20 protein-coding genes and 1 pseudogene are annotated in these 23,803 nt (G+C 68.1%); 12 read left to right on the top strand and 9 right to left on the bottom strand.

Going from position 1 to position 23,803, the window contains the following annotated elements; translation table 11 throughout:
• Window positions 1-55 precede the first annotated feature (55 nt).
• On the bottom strand, window positions 56-1,444 hold the full coding sequence (gene dbpA / locus FBY20_RS27075; RefSeq protein WP_142055649.1) for an ATP-dependent RNA helicase DbpA: 1,389 nt from the start codon (window positions 1,442-1,444) through the stop codon (window positions 56-58).
• A 144-nt stretch (window positions 1,445-1,588) separates the two neighbouring features.
• On the opposite strand from dbpA, the gene FBY20_RS27070 reads away from it, so the two are divergent.
• Window positions 1,589-2,107, top strand: a complete 519-nt coding sequence (locus FBY20_RS27070; RefSeq protein WP_142055647.1) for a hypothetical protein — start codon at window positions 1,589-1,591, stop codon at window positions 2,105-2,107.
• 10 nt (window positions 2,108-2,117) lie between these two features.
• On the opposite strand, the gene FBY20_RS27065 is transcribed toward FBY20_RS27070, so the two are convergent.
• The gene (locus FBY20_RS27065) at window positions 2,118-2,876 is read right to left on the bottom strand and encodes an IclR family transcriptional regulator (RefSeq protein WP_142055645.1); all 759 of its coding nucleotides are present in this window, start codon (window positions 2,874-2,876) and stop codon (window positions 2,118-2,120) included.
• Window positions 2,877-3,037: 161 nt separating this feature from the next.
• Between FBY20_RS27065 and xsc the strand changes: the two genes are divergently transcribed.
• The 11 genes from xsc to FBY20_RS27010 all read left to right on the top strand — a co-directional run bounded on the left by xsc (window position 3,038) and on the right by FBY20_RS27010 (window position 16,154).
• Entirely contained in the window at window positions 3,038-4,849 is a 1,812-nt protein-coding gene (gene xsc, locus FBY20_RS27060; RefSeq protein WP_142055643.1) for a sulfoacetaldehyde acetyltransferase, read from the top strand.
• Window positions 4,850-4,949: 100 nt separating this feature from the next.
• Window positions 4,950-5,870 carry a bifunctional enoyl-CoA hydratase/phosphate acetyltransferase gene (locus tag FBY20_RS27055; protein WP_056316916.1) on the top strand — a complete coding sequence of 307 codons (921 nt, stop codon included), beginning with the start codon at window positions 4,950-4,952 and terminating at the stop codon, window positions 5,868-5,870.
• A 124-nt stretch (window positions 5,871-5,994) separates the two neighbouring features.
• A complete protein-coding gene (locus tag FBY20_RS27050) occupies window positions 5,995-7,572 on the top strand; it encodes an ABC transporter substrate-binding protein (protein ID WP_142055641.1) in 1,578 nt (525 codons plus the stop codon).
• A gap of 11 nt (window positions 7,573-7,583) precedes the next feature.
• Window positions 7,584-8,552, top strand: coding sequence for an ABC transporter permease (locus FBY20_RS27045; RefSeq protein WP_056316920.1), 969 nt, complete (start codon window positions 7,584-7,586; stop codon window positions 8,550-8,552).
• Window positions 8,549-9,451 (top strand): ABC transporter permease, encoded by a 903-nt coding sequence (locus FBY20_RS27040; protein ID WP_062841338.1) that lies wholly within the window; start codon window positions 8,549-8,551, stop codon window positions 9,449-9,451. Before FBY20_RS27045 ends, FBY20_RS27040 begins: the two co-directional genes overlap by 4 nt.
• Entirely contained in the window at window positions 9,448-10,449 is a 1,002-nt protein-coding gene (locus FBY20_RS27035; protein WP_142055639.1) for an ABC transporter ATP-binding protein, read from the top strand. The genes FBY20_RS27040 and FBY20_RS27035 overlap by 4 nt, the downstream gene beginning before the upstream one ends.
• The gene (locus FBY20_RS27030) at window positions 10,446-11,468 is read left to right on the top strand and encodes an ABC transporter ATP-binding protein (protein ID WP_063956113.1); all 1,023 of its coding nucleotides are present in this window, start codon (window positions 10,446-10,448) and stop codon (window positions 11,466-11,468) included. Before FBY20_RS27035 ends, FBY20_RS27030 begins: the two co-directional genes overlap by 4 nt.
• Before the next feature lie 40 nt (window positions 11,469-11,508).
• Window positions 11,509-13,161, top strand: a complete 1,653-nt coding sequence (locus FBY20_RS27025) for an amidohydrolase (protein WP_056316930.1) — start codon at window positions 11,509-11,511, stop codon at window positions 13,159-13,161.
• Between the two features lies 1 nt (window position 13,162).
• Window positions 13,163-14,224, top strand: a complete 1,062-nt coding sequence (locus tag FBY20_RS27020) for a GTP-binding protein (RefSeq protein ID WP_142055637.1) — start codon at window positions 13,163-13,165, stop codon at window positions 14,222-14,224.
• Between the two features lie 113 nt (window positions 14,225-14,337).
• The gene (locus tag FBY20_RS27015) at window positions 14,338-14,730 is read left to right on the top strand and encodes a nuclear transport factor 2 family protein (RefSeq protein ID WP_142055635.1); all 393 of its coding nucleotides are present in this window, start codon (window positions 14,338-14,340) and stop codon (window positions 14,728-14,730) included.
• 8 nt (window positions 14,731-14,738) lie between these two features.
• Window positions 14,739-16,154: an FAD-binding oxidoreductase gene (locus tag FBY20_RS27010; RefSeq protein ID WP_142055633.1), complete on the top strand. Its 1,416-nt coding sequence runs from the start codon at window positions 14,739-14,741 to the stop codon at window positions 16,152-16,154.
• A 13-nt stretch (window positions 16,155-16,167) separates the two neighbouring features.
• On the opposite strand, the gene FBY20_RS27005 is transcribed toward FBY20_RS27010, so the two are convergent.
• The 7 genes and pseudogenes from FBY20_RS27005 to FBY20_RS26975 all read right to left on the bottom strand — a co-directional run bounded on the left by FBY20_RS27005 (window position 16,168) and on the right by FBY20_RS26975 (window position 23,588).
• Window positions 16,168-17,712, bottom strand: a complete 1,545-nt coding sequence (locus FBY20_RS27005; RefSeq protein ID WP_142055631.1) for a PLP-dependent aminotransferase family protein — start codon at window positions 17,710-17,712, stop codon at window positions 16,168-16,170.
• 111 nt (window positions 17,713-17,823) lie between these two features.
• Window positions 17,824-18,651, bottom strand: coding sequence for an ABC transporter permease subunit (locus FBY20_RS27000; RefSeq protein ID WP_056316945.1), 828 nt, complete (start codon window positions 18,649-18,651; stop codon window positions 17,824-17,826).
• A pseudogene (locus FBY20_RS26995) lies at window positions 18,644-19,479 on the bottom strand (taurine ABC transporter ATP-binding protein). The gene FBY20_RS27000 and the pseudogene FBY20_RS26995 overlap by 8 nt, the downstream one beginning before the upstream one ends.
• A gap of 96 nt (window positions 19,480-19,575) precedes the next feature.
• Window positions 19,576-20,604 carry a taurine ABC transporter substrate-binding protein gene (tauA, locus tag FBY20_RS26990; protein ID WP_142055629.1) on the bottom strand — a complete coding sequence of 343 codons (1,029 nt, stop codon included), beginning with the start codon at window positions 20,602-20,604 and terminating at the stop codon, window positions 19,576-19,578.
• 212 nt (window positions 20,605-20,816) lie between these two features.
• Window positions 20,817-21,362, bottom strand: a complete 546-nt coding sequence (gene folE, locus FBY20_RS26985) for a GTP cyclohydrolase I FolE (RefSeq protein WP_056316955.1) — start codon at window positions 21,360-21,362, stop codon at window positions 20,817-20,819.
• A gap of 148 nt (window positions 21,363-21,510) precedes the next feature.
• Window positions 21,511-22,167 (bottom strand): response regulator transcription factor, encoded by a 657-nt coding sequence (locus FBY20_RS26980; protein ID WP_056316960.1) that lies wholly within the window; start codon window positions 22,165-22,167, stop codon window positions 21,511-21,513.
• On the bottom strand, window positions 22,164-23,588 hold the full coding sequence (locus tag FBY20_RS26975; protein WP_056316962.1) for a cache domain-containing protein: 1,425 nt from the start codon (window positions 23,586-23,588) through the stop codon (window positions 22,164-22,166). Before FBY20_RS26975 ends, FBY20_RS26980 begins: the two co-directional genes overlap by 4 nt.
• Window positions 23,589-23,803 lie beyond the last annotated feature (215 nt).

Raw genomic sequence — 23,803 nt, 5'->3', positions numbered from 1 at the left:
CCCGTGTGAAACCCACAAGCTTTTGCCGCGCGTGACTGCCGCCCGCCGTGCCGGATCAGAATTCTTCCAGGAAGCGCATCCGGAACCGGCGGCCCTTGATGTTGCTGTTGGAAATCCGCGAGAACGCCTGCTTGGCGATCTGGCGGTCCAGCGCCACATACGACGTGAATTCGGTGATGTTGATCTTGCCGACCTGCTCGAACGTCAGGCCGCCGTCGCCGGTCAGCGCGCCCAGCAGGTCGCCAGGACGCAGCTTGTCCTTCTTGCCGCCCTGGATGCTCAGCGTGATCATGGGCGCGCGCAACGGGCGGTCGGCCTTGGGGCGCAGCGATTTGAGGTCGCCCCATTTCAGCGGCGAGCCCTGGTATTGCTCGATCAGGGTGGCCCAGCGCATTTCCTCGGGCGAACACAGGCTGAGCGCCAGGCCCTTCTGGTCGCCCCGGCCGCTACGGCCGATGCGGTGAACGTGGACCTCGGTGTCCTTGGTGACGTCCACGTTGATGACGGCGCCCAGGTTCTGGATGTCCAGCCCGCGCGCGGCCACATCGGTGGCCACCAGCACGGCGCAGCTCTGGTTGGCAAACTGGATCAGGATTTCGTCGCGCTCGCGCTGCTCCAGGTCGCCATTGAGCGCCTGGGCGCTGATGCCTTCGGCTTGCAGGCGTTCCACCAGATCATGGCTGCGGATCTTGGTGTTGCAGAATGCCAGCGTGGAGGCGGGACGGAAATGCGCCAGCAGCTTGGCCACTGCGTCCAGGCGTTCGCCTTCGTCGATCTCGTAGAAGATCTGCTCGATGCGGCTGGCGTCGTGTTGCGCCTCGACCTTGACCTCGGCGGGATTGCGCAGGAAGCGCGCGCTGAGCTTGCGGATGTTGTCGGGATAGGTGGCCGAAAACAGCAGCGTCTGGCGCTTGGCGGGGCAGTGCGAGGCAATGGCGACGATGTCGTCATAAAAGCCCATGTCCACCATCCGGTCCGCTTCGTCCAGGACCAGCGTGTTCAGGCCCGACAGGTCCAGGCTGCCGCGTGCCAGGTGATCCTGGATGCGGCCGGGCGTGCCGACCACAAGGTGCGTGCCGCGGGCCAGCGACTCGGCCTGCGGCCGCGCCGCGGCGCCGCCGCACAGCGTCAGGATCTTCACGTTGGGAATCAGGCGCGCCAGACGCCGCAGCTCTTGGGCGACCTGGTCGGCCAGTTCGCGGGTGGGGCAGACCACCAGTCCTTGCGGAACCAGGCGGTTCACATCCAGGTTCTGAAGCACGCCCAGCCCGAACGCCGCCGTCTTGCCGCTGCCGGTCTTGGCCTGGGCGATCACGTCGCGCCGGTCCAGGATGAGCGGCAGCGCCTGCGCCTGGATCGGCGTCATCTGTTCGAAACCCAGGGTTTTCAGGTTTTCGAGTAGCGGGGGAAGGAGGGGAAGGGTGGAGAAGGCGGTGTCGGTCACGGGGGGGCGGATCCGGTCAGGGATCGGAGAAAAGCTGAGTTGGGCGTAGTGTAAAGCCTGAGCCGGTATGATCTACCGACGGGTTGGCCGGCTGCGGGGCGGGCCTGTCCCGATCATCAACGCCAATTGACGTCAGGGTGGATCATGTTCGACAAGTTCAAGGCGCTGTCCGAAGGCGCGGCCGTCAAGGCGCGCGCGCTGACCAGCCGCACGGCCGGGGCGCTGGAAAATTCAAAAGCCCAGCTGGGCGATGCCGCCGCGAATGCGCGGGCCAAGGGCCTGGCGCTGGCGGGCGCCACGGCGATGAAAGGCCGCGAGCTGGCCGGGGCCACCGCGGAAAAGGGCCGCGAACTGGCGGGCGCGACCGCCGAAAAGGGCAGCGCGCTGGTGGACCAGCATTGGCAGACCATCGAGCGCGTGACGGTCGACGGCTTGCTCAGCGTCTCGGCCGAAAAGCTCAAGGACGACGCCATGGTCAAGGACGTGCTGGAGCGCGCCTACGAGGCGCTGCCGACCGTGGTGCGGCTCGTCCTGCCGCGCGACCGGTATCTGGAAATCGTCATTCAGAAAAAGCAGCCGCTGCTGGCCAAGATCGAAGGCGCGAGAAACCGCCGCCAGGAGCGGACGCAGGCCGGCGCGGCCAGGAACGACCCGGACGCGTGAATCGTCCGGACTAGGCGGACGCTTCGTACGTTCCCGCCAACGCCCGGGCCGCTTCCTGCATGCGCGGCAGCCACGCCCGCGCGCCGTCGATCGACAACCTTGCCACCGGCGCATGCAGCGCCACCGCCGCAATGGCGCGCGATCCATGCAGGATGGGCACCGCCATGCAGACGATGCCCAGCAGGAATTCCTCGCGGTCGAAACTGGCGCCTTCTTTCTTGATGGCCCGCAGTTCTTCTTCCAGCGCCGCCGCGTCGCAGAGCGTGTTCGGCGTATAGCGCGGCAACTGGGCCGCCGCCAGCATGCGCTGGCGGGTTTCGCGGCGCATGTATGCCAGGAACAGCTTGCCGCTTGCCGAACAATGCAGCGGCACGCGCGAGCCCGATTGCAGGTTGACGCGCAGCGGCCAGGCGGTTTCCACCCGATCCAGGTAAATGACCTCGTCGCCGTCGAGCATGGTGCAGTTGCAGGTCTCGCCGATTTCGTCGACCAGGCTGTCCAGGATTCGGTGGCGCTCGCCGCGTAGCGGTGAATTGAGCAAGGTGTCGCGCGCCAGCGCCCCAAGACGCGGGCCGCTGACGTAGCTTTTGCCGGCCGGTTCGCGCAGCAGCATGCCGGCGTCGACCAGGCGCGACAGGATGCGCAGGACGGACGGTTTGGGCAGGCCGGTGGCCTCGGTCAGTTCGGCCAGCGAAACGGGCTGGGACGAACGGGCAACCTGTTCCAGCAGCGTCAGCGCGCGCAGGGCGGCGGAGGATTCGTCTTTCATCTTTCAATAATTGAAGAATTGGCGATCGGCTGCCCATCGTCGCACAGAAAATGCAGAAAATGGAACGCCCGGGGGTGGGAAGGGAGGGATTTCTGGCGCAGTATCGGATCACACCGGCCAACTAGCAATCGGACGAGCGCCGGCATGCCAGGAGAGAGACCATGAGCAGCAAGCAACACATGACCCCCAGCGAAGCGTTTGTCGAAACGCTGGTCGCGCAGGGCGTCAAGGATGTTTTCGGCATCGTCGGTTCGGCCTTCATGGACGCGCTGGACCTGTTTCCCGCGGCCGGCATCCGCTTCGTGCCGACGGTGCACGAACAGGGCGCGGCGCACATGGCCGACGGCTACTCGCGCGTGACCGGCCGGCACGGCGTGTGCATTGCACAAAACGGCCCCGGCATCACCAACTTCGTGACGGGCGTGGCGGCGGCCTATTGGGCGCACAGCCCGGTGGTGGCGATCACGCCCGAGACCGGCACGTCGGGCATGGGGCTGGGCGGCTTCCAGGAGACCGAGCAGCTGCCGATCTTCTCGCGCATCACGAAGTACCAGGCGCACGTGAACCGCCCGGATCGCATGGCCGAGTTCACGGCCAAGGCGTTCGACAATGCGATGGCCGAACGCGGCCCCGCGCAGCTGAACATTCCACGCGACTATTTCTACGGCGAAATCGACGTGGCCATCCCCGAGCCGCGCCGCATCCGGCGCGGGCCGGGCTCCGAAGAGGACCTGGAAGCCGCGGCGCGCATGCTGGCCGAGGCCAAGTTCCCGGTCATCGTGGCGGGCGGCGGCGTGTTGTTCTCGGACGGGCAGGCGGAATGCGTGGCGCTGGCCGAGCTCTTGGGCGCGCCGGTGGTAACCAGCTACCTGCACAACGACGCGTTCCCGGCCAGCCATCCGCTGTGGTGCGGCCCGCTGGGCTACCAGGGCGCCAAGGCCGGCATGAAGCTTCTGTCGCAGGCGGACGTGGTGCTGGCGCTGGGCACTCGCCTGGGGCCCTTCGGCACGCTGCCGCAACACGGGCTGGAATACTGGCCGCAGAATGCCCGCATCATCCAGGTCGACGCCGACCATCGCATGCTGGGCCTGGTGCGTCCGGTGTCCGTGGGCATCTGCGGCGACGCCAAGCCGGCCGCCGCCGCGCTGACGGCCAAGCTGCAGGGGCGCGACGTGGCCTGCGTGCGCACCAAGGATCAGCGCGCCAGCGAGATCTCTGCCCAGAAGACCGAGTGGGAACAGGAACTGGACAGCTGGTCGCACGAGCGCGACGACTGGAGCCTGGACATCATCGAGCAGGGCGGCGGGCGCATGCACCCGCGCCGCATGCTGCGCGAGCTTGAACGCGCGATGCCCAAGCACGTGATGGTCTCCACCGATATCGGCAACATCTGCTCGGTGTCCAACAGCTACCTGCGTTTCGACGAGCCCAACTCCATGCTGGCGGCCATGAGCTTCGGCAACTGCGGCTACGCGCTGCCGGCCCTGATCGGCGCCAAGCTTGGCCGGCCCCACCGCCCGGCGGTGGCGTATGTGGGCGATGGCGCCTGGTGCATGAGCTTCCAGGAATTGCTGACCTGCGTGCGCGAGCAGATCCCGGTGACCGCGGTCGTGTTCCACAACGGCCAGTGGGGCGCCGAGAAAAAGAACCAGGTCGACTTCTATGGCCGCCGCTTCGTGGGCAGCAACCTGCGCAATCCCAACTTCTCGGAATTGGCGCGCGCCATGGGGGCCGAAGGCATCCGCGTGGAACACGCCGACCAGGTCGGCGCCGCGCTGCAGGCCGCATGCCAGGCGCAGCTTGAAGGCAAGACCACCGTGCTGGAGATGATGGTCAGCCAGGAGCTGGGCGATCCGTTCCGCCGGGATGCGCTCAAGCAGCCGGTGCGGTTCCTGGACAAGTATCGCAAGTACGTGAACCAGCCGTTCCAGGCCGGCGAGGTGCCGCTGTCGATCGAGCCGGCGGGACGCTGACCGGCGCGCCCGGCGCGGGCAGGGGCAGGCCGTCACGCCCTGGCCCCGCGCCGGTCAATCACCCGGCCGCCGCACGCGCGGCCGCGGCAGGAGCGAAGACATGGCATTCGACCGTTTGTTCGAGCCGCTGCGCGTTGCGGCGCTGGCGGCGGGGCGGCTGCGCACCGCGGTGGCGTATCCGCTGTGCCCCGTCAGCCTGCGCGCCGCCGTAGAGGCGAGCGAGGCAGGCTACATCGAGCCCGTGCTGGTCGGGCCCGCGGACCGCATGGCCACGCTGATGGCGCAGGAAGGCATACGCGCGGGTTCCATGGAAATCGTCGACACGCCAGACGATGAGCTTGCGGCCGCACGCGCGGCCGCGGCGCTGGCGCGTGACGGCGCGGTCCGCATGCTGATGAAGGGCAGCCTGCACACCGATCACTTCATGTCGGCGGTGGTGACGCGCGAATCGGGCCTGCGCACGGGCCGGCGCATCAGCCACGCGTTCGTGATGGCGGTGGCGGCCTACCCGAAGCTGCTGATCCTGACCGACGCGGCGGTCAACATCGCGCCCACCTTGCAGGAAAAGGCGGACATCGCGCAGAACGCCATTGATCTGGCGCGCGCCCTCGGCGTGGAACGGCCCAAGGTTGCGGTGCTGTGCGCCACCGAATCGGTCAACCCGGCGATGCCGGCCACGCTGGATGCGGCCGCGCTGTCCAAGATGGCGGACCGCCAGCAGATCCGGGGCGGCGACATCGATGGGCCGCTGGCCTTCGACAACGCCATCTCGCGCGAAGCGGCCGACCAGAAAGGCATCGTGTCGCGCGTGGCGGGCGACGCCGACATCCTGCTGGTGCCAGACATCGAGGCCGGCAACATGCTCTACAAGGAGCTCACGTGGCTGGCGGGCGCCGGCGCGGCGGGCCTGGTGCTGGGCACGCGGGTGCCGGTGCTGTTGACGAGCCGGTCCGATTCCATGGAAGCGCGCGTGAACAGTTGCGCCGTCGCGGCGCTGCACGCGCACGCCATCGGCCGGTGACCGCGGGCAAGCCTGGCACCACCAAGTCTGGCGGTTTGGTACTAAGCGTGCATCCGGGGGATGACTACGCTAGACCGCAAGCCATCCATGAATGGTTCATGCCACAACATCAAAGGGGTAGCACATGCGCAGCGCAAGACTAGGCCTGGCCACGATTCTGTCGGTGTTTGCAATGGCGGGGGGCGCTAGAGCGGCTGACGCGCCCAAGGCCGGCGGCACGCTGGTCATCGGATCCACGCAGGTGCCGCGGCACCTGAACGGCGCGGTCCAGTCGGGAACGGCCACCGCGCTGCCCAGCGCACAGCTCTTTGCCAGCCCGCTGCGCTACGACGCCGACTGGAAGCCGCAACCCTACCTGGCTGAGTCGTGGGAACTGGCGCCGGACGGCAAGTCGCTGACCCTGCACCTGCGCGGCGACGCGGTCTTTCATGACGGCAAACCGGTGACGTCCGAGGACGTGGCGTTCTCGATCATGGCGGTCAAGCAGAACCATCCCTTCCAGACGATGTTCGCGCCCGTCGAAAGCGTGGACACGCCCGACGCGCGCACCGCCGTGCTGCGCATGAGCAAGCCGCATCCGGCAATCCTGCTGGCGCTGTCGCCGGCGCTGATGCCGGTGCTGCCCAAGCACATCTACGGCGACGGCCAGGACCTGAAAACGCATCCGCGCAACTCCGCGAACGTCGTGGGCTCGGGCCCGTTCATCTTCAAGGAATTCAAGCCGGGACAGGAGATCGTCCTGGAACGGTTCGACAAGTTCTTCTTGAAGGGCAAGCCGCTGCTGGACCGCGTGGTGGTCAAGATCAACCCCGACGCCACCAATCTGCTGATCGGGCTGGAGCGCGGCGACATCGGCGCGCTGCCGTTCATGACCGAGCCGACCATCCTGCGGCGCGCCAAGGACAATCCGTCCATCGTCATGACGAGCAAGGGCTATGAAGGCATCGGCGCGCTCAGCTGGCTGGCGTTCAACACGGCGCGCAAGCCGCTGGACGACGTGCGGGTGCGCCAGGCCATCGCCTACGCGACGGACAAAGGCTTCATCACGAAGGCGCTGAATGCGGGCTTTGCCGCGCCGGCGCATGGCCCGATCGTGGGCACCAGCCCCTTTGCCAGCGACGACGTGAAGAAGTATCCGCTGGACCTCAAGCGCGCCGAACAGCTGCTGGACGAGGCCGGGTTCAAGAAGGATGGCAAGGGCGAGCGCATGACGCTCACGGTGGACTACATGCCGGGCAGCGACGTGCAGGGCAAGAACGTCGCCGAGTACCTGCGCAGCCAGTTGAAGAAGGTGGGCATCAACGTGCAGGTGCGCGCGTCGCCGGACTTTCCGACGTGGGCCAAGCGCATCGCCGGCAAGGACTTCGACATGACCACCGACATCGTCTTCAACTGGGGCGATCCGGTCATCGGCGTGCACCGCACGTACATGTCGTCCAACATCCGCGACATCATCTGGACCAACACGCAGTCCTACAAGAATCCGAAGGTCGATGCGCTGCTGGAGCAGGCGGGCACCGAGACCGACGCGGACAAGCGCCGCGCGCTGTATGCGGAGTTCCAGCGCCTGGTCACCGAGGACGTGCCGATCGACTTCCTGACCGTCATTCCGTACCACACGCTCTCGTCCAAGAAGGTGCAGGGCCTGCCGTCCGGCATATGGGGACTTCTGTCGCCGCTGGATGAAACCTCCGTGCAGTAGCGGGAGCCGTCATGCTGCGATATCTCTCGCGCCGCCTGGCCTACGCCGCGATCCTGCTGCTGGCCGTGGTGACGCTGAACTTCCTGCTCATCCACATTTCGCCAGGCGACCCCGTGGAGACCATCGCGGGGTCCATGGGCGGCATCAGCGAAGACCTGCGCGCCCAGCTGCGCGCGCAGTACGGGCTGGACAAACCGTTCCTCGCGCAGCTGGGCATCTATCTGGGCCAGGTCGTGCGCGGCGACCTGGGGTATTCCTACTTCTTCAACGTGCCGGTCGCCCAATTGATCTGGGACCGCGTGCCGGCCACGTTGCTGCTGGTGGTGACGTCGGTGACCGTGGCGTTCCTGACGGGCACGCTGCTGGGCACGCTGGCCGCCAGAAAGCCCAACGGCCTGCTGTCGCAGGGAATCACGCTGCTGTCGGTCGTGGGCTATTCGGCGCCGGTGTTCTGGACGGGCATCATCCTCATCATCCTGTTCGCCTCGGTGCTGCCGATCTTTCCGGTGTCGGACATGCGGTCGGCGGGCGGCCCTGAGGACGGCTGGGCGGGTGTGCTGGACGTGCTGCACCACCTGGTGCTGCCCGCGTTCACGCTCGCCTTCGTGTACCTGGCGCAATACAGCCGGCTGGCGCGCGCCAGCGTCATGGACGCGCTGTCGGCCGACTACATCCGCACCGCGCGCGCCAAAGGCCTGCCGGAGAACACGGTGCTGTACAAGCACGCGCTGCGCAACGGCGTTCTGCCGGTGGTGACCATGCTGGGGCTGCAGTTCGGCAACGTGCTGGCCGGGGCGATTCTTGTGGAGACTGTCTTCAACTGGCCGGGACTGGGACGCCTGGCCTTCGATTCCGTGCTGCGCCGTGATTATCCGACGCTGCTGGGCATCCTGCTCTTTGCCTCGTTGCTGGTCGTGGTGATGAACCAGCTTACCGATCTGGCGTACCGCCTGATCGATCCCCGGATCAAGACATCATGAGACCCGCACCCATCGCGCTGCCCGGGCAGGCCCGCGCCGACGCTCGTCCCAAACCGCCGCCCCGGCCGTCGTACGAGGCGCTGCGCGTGTTCGCGCGCAACCCCAGCGCGCTGGCCGGCGTGCTGCTGCTGGCGGCGATCCTGGCGGTCACGATCTTCGGTCCGATGATGATGCAGGCCGATCCCTTCGAGATCGCCGCCGCGCCGATGGAACCGCCTGGTGGCGAACTGCTGCTGGGGTCCGACTACCTGGGCCGCGACGTGCTGACCGGCATGATCTACGGCGGCCGCGCAACCCTGCTGGTGGGCGTGGTGGCGGCGGTGCTGTCCATGGCGATCGGCATCACCGTGGGCGCGCTGGCGGGCTATTACGGCGGCTGGGTCGACGAAACCCTCATGCGCATCACGGAATTCTTCCAGGTGCTGCCCACCTTGCTCTTTGCGATGGTGCTGGTGACCCTCTTCAGCCCGTCGCTGGCCACCATCGCGGTCGCGATCGGGGTGGTCAGCTGGACGGGAACCGCGCGGCTGGCCCGCGGCGAGTTCCTGCGGTTAAAGCGCCGCGAATACGTGCTGGCCGAGCGGGTGATCGGCGCGGGCGACGCGCGCATCATCTGGCGCGTCATCCTGCCCAATGCGCTGGCGCCGCTGATCGTGTCGGCCACGCTGGCCATCGGCACGGCGATCCTGTTCGAGGCGGGGCTGTCGTTCCTGGGCCTGGGCGATCCCAACGTGATGAGCTGGGGCCTGATGATCGGCAGCAACCGGCCCTACATCCTGACCGCGTGGTGGGCGGTGACCTTGCCGGGCGCTGCCATCTTCCTGACCGTGCTGGCCGTCAGCCTGATCGGCGATGGCCTGAACGATGCGCTCAATCCGACGTCGCGGGGCCGGGCATGAACGCGGCCGACCTGACCCCCGTGCTGCAAGTGGACGGCCTGAGCCTGGAATTCCGCACGCGCGGCCGCGCGGCCGAAGTGCTGAGCGACGTGAGCTTTGACCTGCGTCCCGGCGAAACGCTGTGCCTGGTCGGCGAGTCCGGCTGCGGCAAGAGCATGACGGCGCTGGCGATCATGCGCCTCATCCCGCCGCTGGCCCGCATCGGCGCGGGGCACGTGCGCCTGCGCGGCGCGGACCTTGCCATGCACGACGACGAGGCCATGCGCCGGGTGCGCGGCAACAACATCTCGATGATCTTCCAGGAGCCCATGACCGCGCTCAATCCGGTCTACACCGTGGGCGACCAGATCGGCGAGCCGTTGCGCCAGCACCAGGGGCTTTCCAAGCGCCAGGCGCGCGAGCGCGCCATCGAGATGCTCAAGTCGGTGGGCATCCCGCTGCCCGAGCGCCGCGTGGACGACTATCCGCACCAGCTGTCCGGCGGCATGCGGCAGCGGGTCATGATCGCCATTGCGCTGGCCTGCGACCCGGACGTGCTCATCGCCGACGAGCCCACGACCGCGCTGGACGTGACGGTGCAGGCGCAGATCTTCGACCTGTTGCGCGAGCAGCAGGCGCGCCGCGGCACCGCCGTGCTGCTGATTACGCACGACATGGGCGCGGTGTCCGAGATGGCGGACCGCGTGGTGGTGATGTATGGCGGGCGCGTGGTGGAGCAGGGCAGCGTCGGCCAGATCCTGGCCCGGCCCCGCCATCCGTACACGCAGGGGCTGATCGCCTGCCTGCCGGAACTGGATCGCGAGCCCGGCGACGACCGGCCCGATCTGCCTGAAATTCCTGGCGTGGTGCCCTCGGTCTGGGAGCGCGGCGCCGGCTGCCCCTTCGTTGACCGCTGCAAGCACGCGATGGCGCGGTGCAGCCGCGAGTTTCCGCCCATGACGCTGCTGGACGGCGGCCAGGGGGTGTCCTGTTGGCTATATCCGGAGGCATCGCAATGAGCCAGTCGCACGCGTCGTCCCTGCTGTCCGTGCGAGACCTGTCGGTGCATTTCCCGGTGGGCGGGCGCGGGCGCGATGGCAAGCCGGTGGTCGTGCGGGCGGTGGACGGCGTGTCGTTCGAGCTTGAGCGCGGCCGCACGCTTGCCATCGTGGGCGAGTCCGGTTCGGGCAAGACCACCACGGCGCTGTCGGTGCTGCGCCTGGCGGACCCCACCGGCGGCAGCATCCATTTCGATGGCAATGACCTGACCGCGATGCGCGGCGCGGCGCTGCGGCGCATGCGGCGGCGGTTGCAGCTGGTGTTCCAGGATCCGTACTCGTCGCTCAACCCGCGCCAGCGTGCCGAGGACATCGTGCGCACGCCGCTGGACCTGATGGGCATCGAGCCGCCGGGCGGGCGCGAGGCGCGCGTGGCGTTGATGTTCGAACTGGTGGGCCTGCGGCCCGAACAGCGCCAGCTGTTTCCGCACCAGTTCTCCGGCGGGCAGCGCCAGCGGCTGAACATCGCGCGGGCGCTGGCCAGCGCGCCGGACCTGATCGTCTGCGATGAGCCCGTGTCCGCGCTGGATATCGCCATCCGCGCGCAGATCCTGAACCTGCTGCGCCGGATCCAGCGCGAGCAGGGGCAATCGTTTCTCTTCATCTCGCACGACATGGCGGTGGTGGAGCACGTGTGCGATGACATCGCCGTCATGTATCTGGGCAAGATCATCGAACGGGCCTCGCGGCGCGCGTTTTTCTCGCGGCCGCTGCATCCGTACAGCGTGGCGCTGATGTCCGCCGTGCCTACCGTGAAGGGCGGGCGCGAGACGGCGGCGCGGCGGGTCAAGCTGTCCGGCGATCCGCCCAGCCCGGTCAACCCGCCGCCCGGCTGCCGTTTCGCGGGCCGCTGTCCAGCCGCGCAGGCGCTGTGCTCGACCCGGGAACCCGCCTTGCGCGAGGTTGCCCCGGCGCATCACGTGGCCTGCCATTTCGTCGAGACGCGCGGCGGCGTGACGGTGTCGCCGTTGCAGGGCTGATGCGCGCGTGCCGATATTTCCCGACTGACAAGGAACCCCGATGAACCAGCCTTCCGGCGCCACGACCCTCTACGTCGCGCGAACCATCCTCACCATGAACCCCGCGCAGCCGCGCGCGACCCACGTGGCCGTGCGCGATGGCCGCATTCTGGGCGTGGGAACGCGGGAGGATCTGGCCGGCTGGGGGCCGGCGCAGGTCGACGACCGGTACGCAGACAGCGTGCTGATGCCGGGCCTGGTCGAAGGCCATTGCCATCTGCCCGAGGGCGGCATGTGGAAGTTCGTCTACGTGGGCTTTTATGACCGGCGCGGCCCCGACGGCAAGCTGTGGCCGGGCCTGAAGAGCTTTGCGGACGTGGCGGCCCGGCTGCGCGATGCCGAGCGGTCGCTCGCACAGGGCGAGACGCTGATCGGCTGGGGTTTCGATCCCATCTTCTTTGGCGGCGACCGCATGAGCATCCATGACCTGGACGCGGTGTCGGCCGAGCGCCCCGTGGTCGTGATGCACGCCAGCATGCACCTCATGAACGTCAATTCGCCCATGCTGGCGCGCGCCGGTATCGACCGCGATACCGACATCGAAGGCGTGACCCGGCTGGCGGACGGGCGGCCCAGCGGCGAACTCTGCGAGTTTGCGGCCATGTTTCCCGTCATGCGGCTGATTGGCAGCCCGTTCCGCACGGTGGGGCTGACCGAGGAAGGGCTGCGGATGTTCGGCAAGGTGGCGCAGTGGGCGGGGGTGACCACCGCGACGGACCTGGTCAACGAGCTGAACGACGAAGGATTGGCGACGCTGGCGCGGGTGACGGCGGAATCCGGCTATCCCGTGCGCATCGTGCCCGCGGCGTCGGCGCTGACCTACGCCGGCAACGCGGCTGGCTGCCTGGAAAAGCTGGCGGCCGCCCGCCGCCTGAATCACGCCAAGCTGCATCTGGGCATGGTGAAGCTGGTGGTGGACGGATCCATTCAGGGCTTTACGGCGCGGGTGCGCTGGCCCGGCTATTACAACGGCGCGCCCAACGGCATCTGGGTCATCGCGCCGTCGGAGCTGGATGCGATGGTGCAGACCTACCACGACGCCGGCGCGCAACTGCACATCCACACCAATGGCGACGAAGCCACGCAGCTGGCCATCGAGGCCGTTGACCGCGCGCTTCGGCGCACGCCGCGGCGCGACCACCGCCACACGCTGCAGCACTGCCAGATGGCCGACGCGGCCCAGTTCCGGCAGATGGCCAGCCTGGGCATGTGCGTGAACCTCTTTGCCAACCACATCTACTACTGGGGCGACGCCCATTATGCGCTGACGATGGGCCCTGACCGCGCCAACCGCATGGACGCTTGCGCGTCGGCGGCTCGGGCGGGCGTGCCCTACGCCATCCATTCCGACGCGCCCATCACGCCGCTCGGCCCGCTCTTTACGGCCTGGTGCGCCGTGAACCGGCAGACGGCCTCGGGCCGCGTGCTGGGCGAGTCCGAGCGCATCGGCGTCGACGCTGCGCTGCATGCCATCACGCTGGGCGCGGCGTATACCTTGCACATGGATCATCTGGTCGGTTCGATCGAAGTTGGCAAATACGCGGACTTCTGCGTGCTGGCCGACGACCCGTCCGCCGCCGCGCCGCAGTCGCTGAAGGACCTGAAGGTGCTGGGCACGGTCATCGGCGGGCGTCCGCTGCCGCTGGAGGCGTGACATGGCGCGCATTCCGTTGACGGTGGTCGGCGGCTTCCTGGGCGCGGGCAAGACCACCTTGCTCAATCATGTGCTGACCGCCAGCCCGCGCCGCGCGGCGGTGCTGGTCAACGACTTCGGTCCGGTCGACATCGACGCCAGCCTTGTCGCAGGGCGCGCCGACAACGTCATCCGGCTGTCCAATGGCTGCGTCTGCTGCTCGATGGCAGGCGGACTGGACGATGCGCTGGCGCGCGTGCTGGCGCTGGATCCGTTGCCCGAGTGGATCGTCATCGAGGCGAGCGGCGTGTCCGATCCGGGACGCATTGCGCAGGTCGGCATGGCCGACCCGCTGTTGCAGCTTGAAGCCGTGGTGGTGCTGGGCGATGCGGGCGCGATCCGCGACGTGGCGGCCGATCCGCTGCTGGCCGACACGGTGCTGCGGCAGCTGCGCGCGGCCGATCTGCTGGTGCTGAACAAAACGGATCTGGCCACGCCAGCTGACCTGGCGGCCGTGCATGACTGGCTGCGCGAGGTGAGCGGCGGGGCGCCTGTGGTCCAGACGCGCGAGGGAAAGTTGGACCTGCGGCTGCTTGGCGGCGGGGATGGCGCGTTGGCGGCCAGGCACGCGGATGACGAGGCCCACGCCTGCGGACACGGCGGTGGGCAGACCGCCGCCGCTGACTGCGGCCACGGCGGCGCCGTCGACACCGGACACAACGGCCGGCGCGATGCGCCGCTTGATCCCGACCATCCGTTCCACAGCTGGCTGTGGCGCGCACCTGCGCTTGTCGATGCCGACATGCTGGGCGAGCGCCTGAAGCAGCTGCCGCGCCACGTGCTGCGGGCCAAGGGGTGGGTGTGCACCGGCCGGCATGGCTGGGTGCTGGTGCAGTTTGCGGGACGGCGCGTGCGCTTTGACACGCAGGCGCCCCTGCCGGCAGGGCAGCGCGAGCCGTCGCTGGTGGTGATCGGCATGCGCGGCGTCACGGACATGCCGGCGATCGCGGCGCGGCTGGACGGGGCGGCGCTGCCTGGCGCCGACGGCGCACCGGAACCGTCGTGGGCCGAGCCGCTGCGCTAGTTCTGGTGCAAGCGATTCCCCGGGTCTGGTCCTACCCCCGTGCATGGCCCGCACGTACCTTGAGGGTTCAGCGTGGACGCATCTCGCGCCGCGCCAGAGAAGGAGGGTAGGCAATGCAAAAGTCCGTCACCGTGGAAATGCTGGCCGAGTTTGCGGCCGCCTGGAACCGGCACGATATCGACGCCTTGATGTCGTTCATGAGCGAAGACTGCGTGTTCGAGACCGTGGGCGGCCCGGAGCAATACGGCAGCCGTCACGCGGGTCCGGAGGCGGTGCGCGCGGCCTTTGCCGCGGCCTGGAAGAACTTTCCGGACGCGCAATGGGAAAACGGACGGCACTGGGTGGCCGGCGACCGCGGCGTGTCCGAGTCGACGTTTTGCGGCACGGCGGCGGACGGCTCGCGGGTGCAGGCCGACATGGTCGACGTGTTCACCTTCAAGGACGGCAAGATCCAGGTGAAGAACGCCTTTCGCAAGCAGCGTCCGGCCTTGCCGGCAAAGGCCTAGATTCCGTCATGGATACGCAAATGTCGGTCGGCGTTCCCCGCCCGGCGCCCGCGTCCGGCGCCGCCCTCAACGCCTACAACCCGGCCTACGATCCGCTGGTGTCGCCACCTGGCCAGGGCCAGGACTACGCGCCGACCTACTGGGTGGCGACGGCCGGCGCGCCGCCCGAGGACGATGGGCCGATCAACGGCGACGTGGACGCCGACGTGGTGATCGTCGGTTCGGGCTTCACCGGGTTGTCGGCCGCGCTGGCGCTGGCGCGCGACTTCGGCGTGAAGGCGGTCGTGCTGGAAGCCAACCGCGCGGTCTGGGGCTGCACCAGCCGCAATGGCGGACAGGGCCAGAACGCGTCCGGACGCCTGTACCGCTCGCAGTGGATCGAACGCTGGGGACTGGACACCGCCAAGCGCCTGGATGCCGAGATCCGCGAAGGATTCGAGTACTGGAAGAGCCTGGTGGCGCAGGTCGATTGCGATGCGCAACCCGGCGGCCACCTGTACACGGCGCATCGCCAGAAGAAAATGGCCTTCCTGCAAAACGAAGCGCGCGTGATGCGCGACGTGTTCGGCTACGACACCAGGATGCTAAGCAGCGCGGAACTGCGCGAACGATACGTCGACGACCGCGAGGCCGTGGGCGCCATGCACGAGCCGGATGGCGTCGGCGTGCATCCGCTCAAGCTGGCGTACGGCTATCTGCGGCAGGCGCGGGCGCTGGGCGTGCGCATTCATCCGTCCAGCCCCGTGCTGGGCTGGCACGTGGAAAACGGCGTGTACCGGCTGCAGACCCCCGGCGGCACGGTGCGCGCCCGCCGCGTGGCGTTCGCCACTGGCGGCTACACCGCGCAGGGCGTGAACCGGCTGCTGGACAATCGCATCATGCCGGTGCTGTCCAACTCCATGGTCACGCGCGAGCTCTCGCTGGCCGAACGCGAGGCGGCGGGACTGAAGAGCACGGTGTTCATCACCGACACGCGCACGCTGCGCTTTTACTACCGCCTGCTGCCCGACGGCCGCATGCAGATCGGCAGCCGCAGCGCGCTGCGCGGCGCGGATGCCGAGAACCCCCGGCACCTGGCGCTGCTGCGCGAAGGCCTGGCGCGCAAGTTCCCCGCGCTGCGCGGCGTGGACGTGGCCTATTCATGGTGGGGCTGGGTGGACGTCAGCCACGACATGATGCCGCGCGTGACGCAGCCCGATCCCGCGCAGCAGGTGTATTACGCCTTCGGCTACGGCGGCAACGGCGTGGCCTTCTCGGCCCACGCCGGCAGGCGGCTGGCGCAACGCATGATGGGCAAGGACGGCATTGCGTGGAACCTGCCGATCTACGACACGCCGTTGCCAGGCCACCTGTTCGCGCCATTCCGCCGGATCGGGCAGGGGTTGTTGTACCGGTGGTACTACCTGCGCGACGAACTGCTCTGACTGTGCGAAGGCGTCAGACACCGTCAAGCACAAGGTCCTGCGCCGCGCGGCGCTGTGCGTCGACCACCTTGGCCAGCCGGGCGATGCCCGGCTCGATGTGCTCGGGGCGGATCGATGTGAACCCCACGCGCAGGAAGTTGCGGGGCGCGTTCGCGCCGTCCATGAAAAACACGTCGCCCGGCTCGACCACCACGCCTTCGGCCAGCGCGGCTTCGGACAGCGCCACGGCATTGAGCCACGGCGGGCCTTGCAGCCAGCAGGACGATGATCCCGTGATGGGGATGGCCGTGAAGTCCGGCAGGTGGCGCGCCAGCGCCTGGGCCAGTTCGGCGCCGCGCTTTTGATAGGCCTGCGACTGGCGCCGCAGCAGCGAATGGTGGTGCCCCAGCGAGATGAACAGCGAGAACGCGCGCTGGATATACGCCGACGGGTGGCGCAGCATCAGGCGGCGCAGCGCGCGCAATTCGGCCGCCAGCTCGCGCGGCGCGACGATGTAGCCGATGCGCAGCCCCGGCGCGAACGACTTGGCAAGGCTTCCCACATAGATCACGCGCCCGTCGCGGTCCAGGCTCTTTAACGCGGGGATCGCGCCTTCGCCCCAGCGGCTTTCGCTTTCGAAGTCGTCTTCGATGATGAGGCTGTCGGCCTGCCGCGCCAGCGCCAGAAGGCCGGCGCGACGCTCCATCGACAGCGTGACGGTGGTGGGGCACTGATGGCCGGGCGTGACGAACAGGTAGTCGCATCCCAGCAACTGCGTGCCGGTGCGCAGACCCTGTTCGTCCACGGGCAGCGGCAGCAGGTGGCGGGTGTGGCTGGCAAAGATATTGCGCGCGTCCGGATAGCCCGGGTCTTCCATGCCGACCACCGTGTCTTCGTTCACCAGCAGGTCGGCAAGCAAGTAAAGGGCATGCTGCGCGCCGACGGTGATGACGATCTCTTCGGCGTCCGCCCACACGCCGCGGCGCGGCAGCACCTGCGTGCGGATCTGTTCGATGAGCGCCGGGTCGTCGTGCGTGATGAGGTCCGGCGCCCAACTGCGGATGTCCAGCACCGACAGCGCCTTGATGCAGCACTCGCGCCATTCGGCGGTGGGAAAAAGGTCCTGGTCGAACTGGCCGTACACAAAAGGGTAGGGCTGCTTCTGCCAGTCGCGCGGCTTGGTGATGTTGCGTTGCCGCGTGGGGCGAAAGCGCAGGCGCTCGTCCCAGCGCACGCCGCCGGCATGGGCGGGTGCCGCGGGCGAGGCGTCGGCGGCGGGGCCGGAGTGGCCCTCCATGACGGTATCGCTGACGAAATGGCCGCTGCGTTCGCGCGAGACCAGATAGCCTTCGCACACCAACTGCTGGTACGCAAACACGACGGTGTTGCGCGCGATGCGCAACTGGTCGGCCAGGTAGCGGCTGGACGGCACGGGCATGCCGGGCGGCAGGTGCCCGCTGAGGATCGCCGACACCAGCATCTGGCGCACGCGCCCCTGCAGGCTGAGGTTGGGCGCGCTGGCCTTTTCGAACAGGCGTTCCCACAACACAGGCTTGAGCATCGAGGCCTGGCTGGACATGGCTGGCTCCTTTTGACTCTCGGCACGGCCGGGCGCGGCGCTGCGGCGCCCGGTGGGTCCGAGTCTCAGAATAAAGGAGCCGGATGGGGGAAGGAATGCGGGATTGCCCTGTCAGATGCGTCCCTTCCACGGGATGGCGAAGCGTTCAAGGTAGCGCACCAGCAGGTCGAACGCGAAGGCAAAAAGGCCGATCACGATGATGCCCATGATGACCGTGTCGCTGGCCAGGAACTGCGCGGCGTTCAGCACCATGAAGCCCAGGCCCCGGTCGGCCGCCACCATTTCGGCGGCCACCAGCGTCGTCCAGCCCACGCCGATGCCGATGCGCATGCCCGTGAAGATCTCGGGCATCGCCGCCTTCAGGATCACGTGCCAGACGATCTGGCGGCTGGTCCCGCCCATGGCGTAGGCCGCGTGGATCTGTTCGATGGACACCGAGCGCACGCCCGCGCGCGCGGCGATCGCCATGGGCGCGAAGATCGCCAGGTAGATCAAGAGGATCTTCGGAAACTCGCCGATGCCGAACCAGATGATGATGAGCGGCAGGTAGGCCAGTGGCGGCAGCGGCCGGTAGAACTCGATGGGCGGGTCGAAGACGCCGCGCGCGTACCGGTTCACGCCCATCAGGATGCCGACCGGGATCGCGGTCACGCAGGCCAGGAAGAACGCGCCGAACACGCGGCCCAGGCTGGCGAGCGCATGCTCGGTCAGCGTGGAGTTGGCCACGCCCTCGGTCATGGCGAAGACGAACTTGTCGTACACGGCAATGGGCGAGGGCAGGAACAGCGGCCGCACCCAGCCGGCGCTGGTCACCAGAAACCACAGCGCGAGCAGCGCCAGGCTGGTCAGGAGACTGATGTGCCCGCTATAACCTGCGCCCGGCGCCCCGTAGACCTTGCCCGGCGCGGCGGGCGTGTGGCCGGTGCGCCGCTTAGGCATGGAGGGCGTGCGGGGCGGCGGCGCGCTCGTCCCCGTAGATGATGCCGAGGACTTGTTCGCGCATGGCGATGAAGTCGGGACTGGATTTGATGCCACGGCCATCGCGGGTCTCCAGGTAGCGCCGGTTGAACGCCGGCTCGAACGTGTGCGTGATCCGGCCCGGGCGCGGCGACATGACGATCAGCCGCGATCCCAAAAGAGCGCTTCTTCCACGCTGTGGGTGATGAAGAAAAACATCTTGTTGGTCTGCCGCCAGATGTCCAGCAGCAGTTCCTGGATGGTTTCCCGGGTCAGCGCGTCCAGCGCTGCCATGGGCTCGTCCATCAGCAGCATGGCGGGGTCGCAGGTCAGCGCGCGCGCAATGCCCACGCGCTGCTGCATGCCGCCCGACAGCTGGTAGATCATGTGGCGGTGAAAATCCTGCAGGCCCACCAGTTCCAGGTTGCGGCGGGCGCGGGCGCGGCGGGTCTCCTTGTCCACGCCTTGCAGCTTCAGGCCGAACTCGGTGTTTTCCAGCACGTTCAGCCACGGCAGCAGCGCGTGCTTCTGGAACACCACGCCGCGGTCCGCGCCCGGGCCGACGATGGGCTTGCCGCCCAGCGTGATCTCGCCCTCGGTCGGCGACAGAAATCCCGCCAAGAGGCTGAGCAAGGTGGTCTTGCCGCAGCCCGACGCGCCGAGCGCGACGACGAATTCGCCCGGCTGGATCGTCAGGTTGACGTCGTGCAGCGCGATCACCGGGCCGCTGTCGTGCAGGCCGGGGTAGGTGACGCTGACGCCTTCGGCGCACAGGCGCTGCGCGGCGGATGTGGACTGCTGCATGGTCATGCTGCTCCCCCTGGTCGTTGTGGCGGGGCCGGCGGCTGCCGGGTCCGCCCTGTCGCGGCGGCCGGCGCCGGGGTGGCGCCGTGCCGGGCGGGGTGATTACTTGGCCGCCGCCTTCGCGTACTGGTCGGTGACGAACGGGCTGTAGTCGTCCAGCGCCTTGTCGATCTGCTTCTGGTCCTTCAGGAACTTGGCGCTGGCCGCGAAGGCGCGCGCCGCGCCCGAGTCCTTGCCGCCGCCGAGCCAGGTCTTGGACGCCTGCTCTTCAACGGTCGGGAACACCAGCAGGCCCAGCGCCTCGACGATGTCTTCCGGCTTGCCGCCGATGAGCTTGACGATGCCCTTGACCTGCGGCGAGTCGGCCGTCCACTTGGCGCTGTTGGCGCGGTAGTCGGCATACGACTTGGCCAGCACGCCGGTAAAGGCAGCCATGAACTTCGGATTCTTCTGCGCCCAGGCCTTGTCCACGACGATGCCGTCGAACGTCGGCACGCTGGCCGCGCCGATCTGTTCGGAGTCGGCGATGATCTTGCCGGTCTTGACGATCTCGGTCAGGGCGGGCGGCCACACGTAGGCGGCGTCGATGTCGCCACGCTGCCAGGCGGCCACGATCTGCGGCGGCTGCATGTTCAGGATGCGCACATCCCGGGGCGGCACCTTCCAGACCTGCTCAAGCCCGACCAGCAGGTGAAAGTGCGACGTCGACACGAACGGCGTGGCGATACGCTTGCCTTTCAGGTCCGCCGTGCTGTTGATGCCGGAACCGTTGCGCGCCACCAGCGCTTCGGATTTGCCGATGTTGTCCAGGATCCAGAAAAGCTGCATGTCCACGCCGCGCGTGGCGGCCGAGGTGATGCCCGTGGAACCCAGCACGCCCACCGGCACGTTGCCCGAGGCCAGCGCGGTCGAGATGTCGCCGCCCGAGGTGAACTGGCGCCAGTCCACCTGGTAGCCGGCCTCTTTGAGGGCCTTGTCGAAACTGCCGTCCGCGATCGAGGACAGGAAAGGCCCGACGATGAGCTGATAGCCCACCACGAGTTTGGTCTGCGCGTAGGCGGGCGCAGCCAGTAGCGCGGCGGCCAGGCCGGCCAGGGTGCAGCGGCGAATCAGGCGGTATATCGCGTTCATGGAGATCTCCGGGAGAGAACGGCCGCGCCCCGGCGCGACCGGCTTGCTGGTGCCAGTTTGCCCGGATGGGACCAGAACGCTAGGGCCAGATGTCCGGATCAGTAGGAGCCAAAAGCGGCCAGGCCCGCCGGCTGCGCCGGCAATGCCCGAACGGGCATCGTCGTCGCAGCGGGCGGGCCCGCGATATGCGCCAAAAGGATGAGATCGCCGGTTCAGCGAATCAGGCTCAGGAATTCAGCCCGGGTAGAGGGGTTTTCATGGAACTCGCCCAGCATCACCGAGGTGACCATGGACGAATTCTGCTTTTCGACGCCGCGCATCATCATGCACATGTGCTGGGCCTCGATGACGACGGCCACGCCGGCTGCGCCGGTGACGCTTTGCACGGCTTCAGCGACCTGGCGGCTGAGGTTTTCCTGAATCTGCAGGCGGCGCGCATACATTTCGACGATGCGCGCGACCTTGGACAGGCCCAGGACCTTGCCGGCCGGCAGGTAGGCGACGTGCGCCTTGCCGATGAAGGGCAGCATGTGGTGCTCGCACAGCGAGTACAGCTCGATGTTCTTGACCAGGACGATCTCGCGCGTGTCCGAGGTGAACAAGGCGCCGTTGACGATCTCTTCGAGGTTCTGGTCGTAGCCCCGGCACAGGTGACGCATGGCCTTGGCCGCGCGGGCGGGCGTGTCGGCCAGCCCCTCGCGGGACGGATCTTCCCCTAGTGCTTCGAGAATGGCGGTGTAGTGCTTTTCCAATGACATGGGGACTCCTGGCGGCGCGCCCTCTGGCGCGCGGTGATGCGTGGGTTGATGCAGGGCGGCATCGGGGATGCGTTCGTGTCGCAAGTCTACCTCAGCGGCCAAGTCGGAATGCGCGCTTGCCCGCGGCGCGTGGGGGTATTTGCGGCATTCAGACGCCCCGGTTTTCCACTGCGTACTTGATGAGTTCGGCCTGGCCGTCGATGCCCAGCTTGCGCTTGATGTTCAGGCGGTGCGTCTCGACCGTGCGCACGGACAATCCCAGCATCTGCGCGATCTGCTTGTTGGCATGGCCGTCCGCGATGTGCCGCAGCACGTCGCGCTCGCGCTGTGTGAGCAGCGTCGCCAGCGCGCTGGCCTGCGACAGCCGCACCGCCGCCGCGGCGCTGAAGTAGCTGCGGCCGGCCATGACGGCGTCGATGGCGGCGATGATCTCCTGCGCCGGTTCGTCCTTGAGCAGGTAGCCGCGGGCGCCGGCCTTCACGGCCTGCACCATGTATTCGGGGTTGTCGTGCATGGACAGCACCAGCACCGCAATCTGCGGATAGCGCTCGTGCAGGAACGCCGTCAGCTCCAGGCCGCCGACCCCGGGCATGTTCAGGTCCATCAGCGCCAGATGGGGCAGGGTGCCGCCCTGCGGGTCTTCGGCCATGCAGGCGGCCAGGAACGCCTGGGCGGCGGCGGCGTTGCCCGCTTCGCCCACCACCCGCAGCTGCGGCACGGTTTCCAGGCGCAGGCGCAGGCCGTCTCGCACCAGGGGATGGTCGTCGATCAGCAGCAGGCGGATAGCGTCCGATTTGTTGGTCATGCTTGGCGAGGGGTCGAAAGCGGGGCGCCGGCGGGCGGCAGGGGAAGCCAGGCCTGCAAGGTCGTGCCTTGCGCGGTGGAATGAAAGGTCAGGGTGCCGGACAGCGCGCTCATGCGTTCGCGCATGTTGCGCAGCCCGATGCCGCGATGGGGGTCTTGCTGGACGGCGGCATCGTCAAAGCCGCAGCCGTCGTCGCTGATGGTCAGGCGCAGGTCGCGCGCCGAGTACGCCAGCGTCAGGTCCGCGCGCGTCGCGCCCGCGTGGCGCATCACGTTGGTCAGCGCTTCTTGCGTCACGCGAAACAGCGCGGTCGCGTAGGCGTCGGGCAGCTTCACCGGCTGCCCGACGGTATGCAGGTCCACGGTCAGCGGCGGCGCGCCATCCTCGGCGCGGATGGCGAATTCCCGGCCCAGGTGCTCCAGCGCCGCGGGCAGGCCCATGTCGTCCAGCAGGGTGGGGCGCAGGTTGTGCGAGATGCGGCGGACTTCGCCGACGGCCGTGTTCAGCCGGTCGAGCGCGCCGCCCAGCGGCGTGTCGATGTGCGCAAGCACGCGAGGATCGTCCGGGTGCGACTGCCGCAGCCGTTCGCGGGCGGCCTCCAGCGACAGCTTGACCGACACCAGCACCTGGCTGATGCCGTCGTGCAGCTCGCGCGACAGGCGCGCGCGCTCGTCTTCCTGCGAACGCACGATCTGGCGGGCCATCAGGCGCAGCTTGGCGTCGGACTGGCGATGGTCGCTGATATTGAGCGCCAGGCCGCAGGCCGCCACCCCCAGGATCGACACGGCCGCGATGCCCGCCACCCACGCAAACATGTCCCGGATATTGGCCTGCGCCGCGGCGTCGATCCGCACCAGCGCCTGCTGCACGTCGTCCAGATAGATGCCGGTGCCCAGCATCCAGCCCCAGCGCTCCAGCACCACGACATAGCCAAGCTTTTCGACGGTCTGGTTGGTGGACGGCTTCTCCCAGAGGTAATGCACCACCTCGCCCTGCTGCCCGCCGCGCCGCGCCGCCGTCAGCAGGTTCTGGATGACGGGCTGACCCTGCGTGTCGCGCAGGTTCCAGAGGTCTTGCCCGACCAGTTCCGGCTGCCGCGGGTGCATCAGGTTCCTGCCGTTCAGGTCGTAGACGAAAAAGTAGCCGTCGTGCCCGAACTCCATCTGCGACAGGAGTTCAAGCGCGCGCTGGCGCGTGGCCTCGTCGTCGCCCGCGGCCTGCAGGGGCGCGATGGCGCTGTAGGCCAGGTTCACGTAGTGGCGCAGTTCGCCTTCCTTGCTGGCAAGCCAGGCGGTTTCAACCACCTGCTTTTCGCGCTGCGCCAGTTGCAGTCCCTGCACGTACACGGCGACCGTGATGGCGGCGACGGCCACCAGCAGCGGGACTGCCGCAAGCAGCAAAATTTTGAGACGCAGCTTCATAAGGATTTGTATCAGCCCGGGACGGCTTTGCTGCGACGCATCAACCGACGGGGCGCCGAGGCAGGAACGCGGAAAGTTCGGGGGATTTTACGATTTCCACGGAATTTTGCTGCGGCGCATGGCGTAGTAACACGTAGCCCGCTTGCGTAGTTCCGCGCTTGTTGGCGCCGTGGGCGGGCGGCAATACTGGCGCCCGCGTCGACCCGACGCAAGCG

It is taken from the genome of Achromobacter sp. SLBN-14, from assembly GCF_006715415.1.
GTDB lineage: Bacteria > Pseudomonadota > Gammaproteobacteria > Burkholderiales > Burkholderiaceae_B > Achromobacter > Achromobacter mucicolens.
Note: the sequence above shows the minus strand (reverse complement) of the source record. Positions and strands in the feature narration are given on the sequence as shown.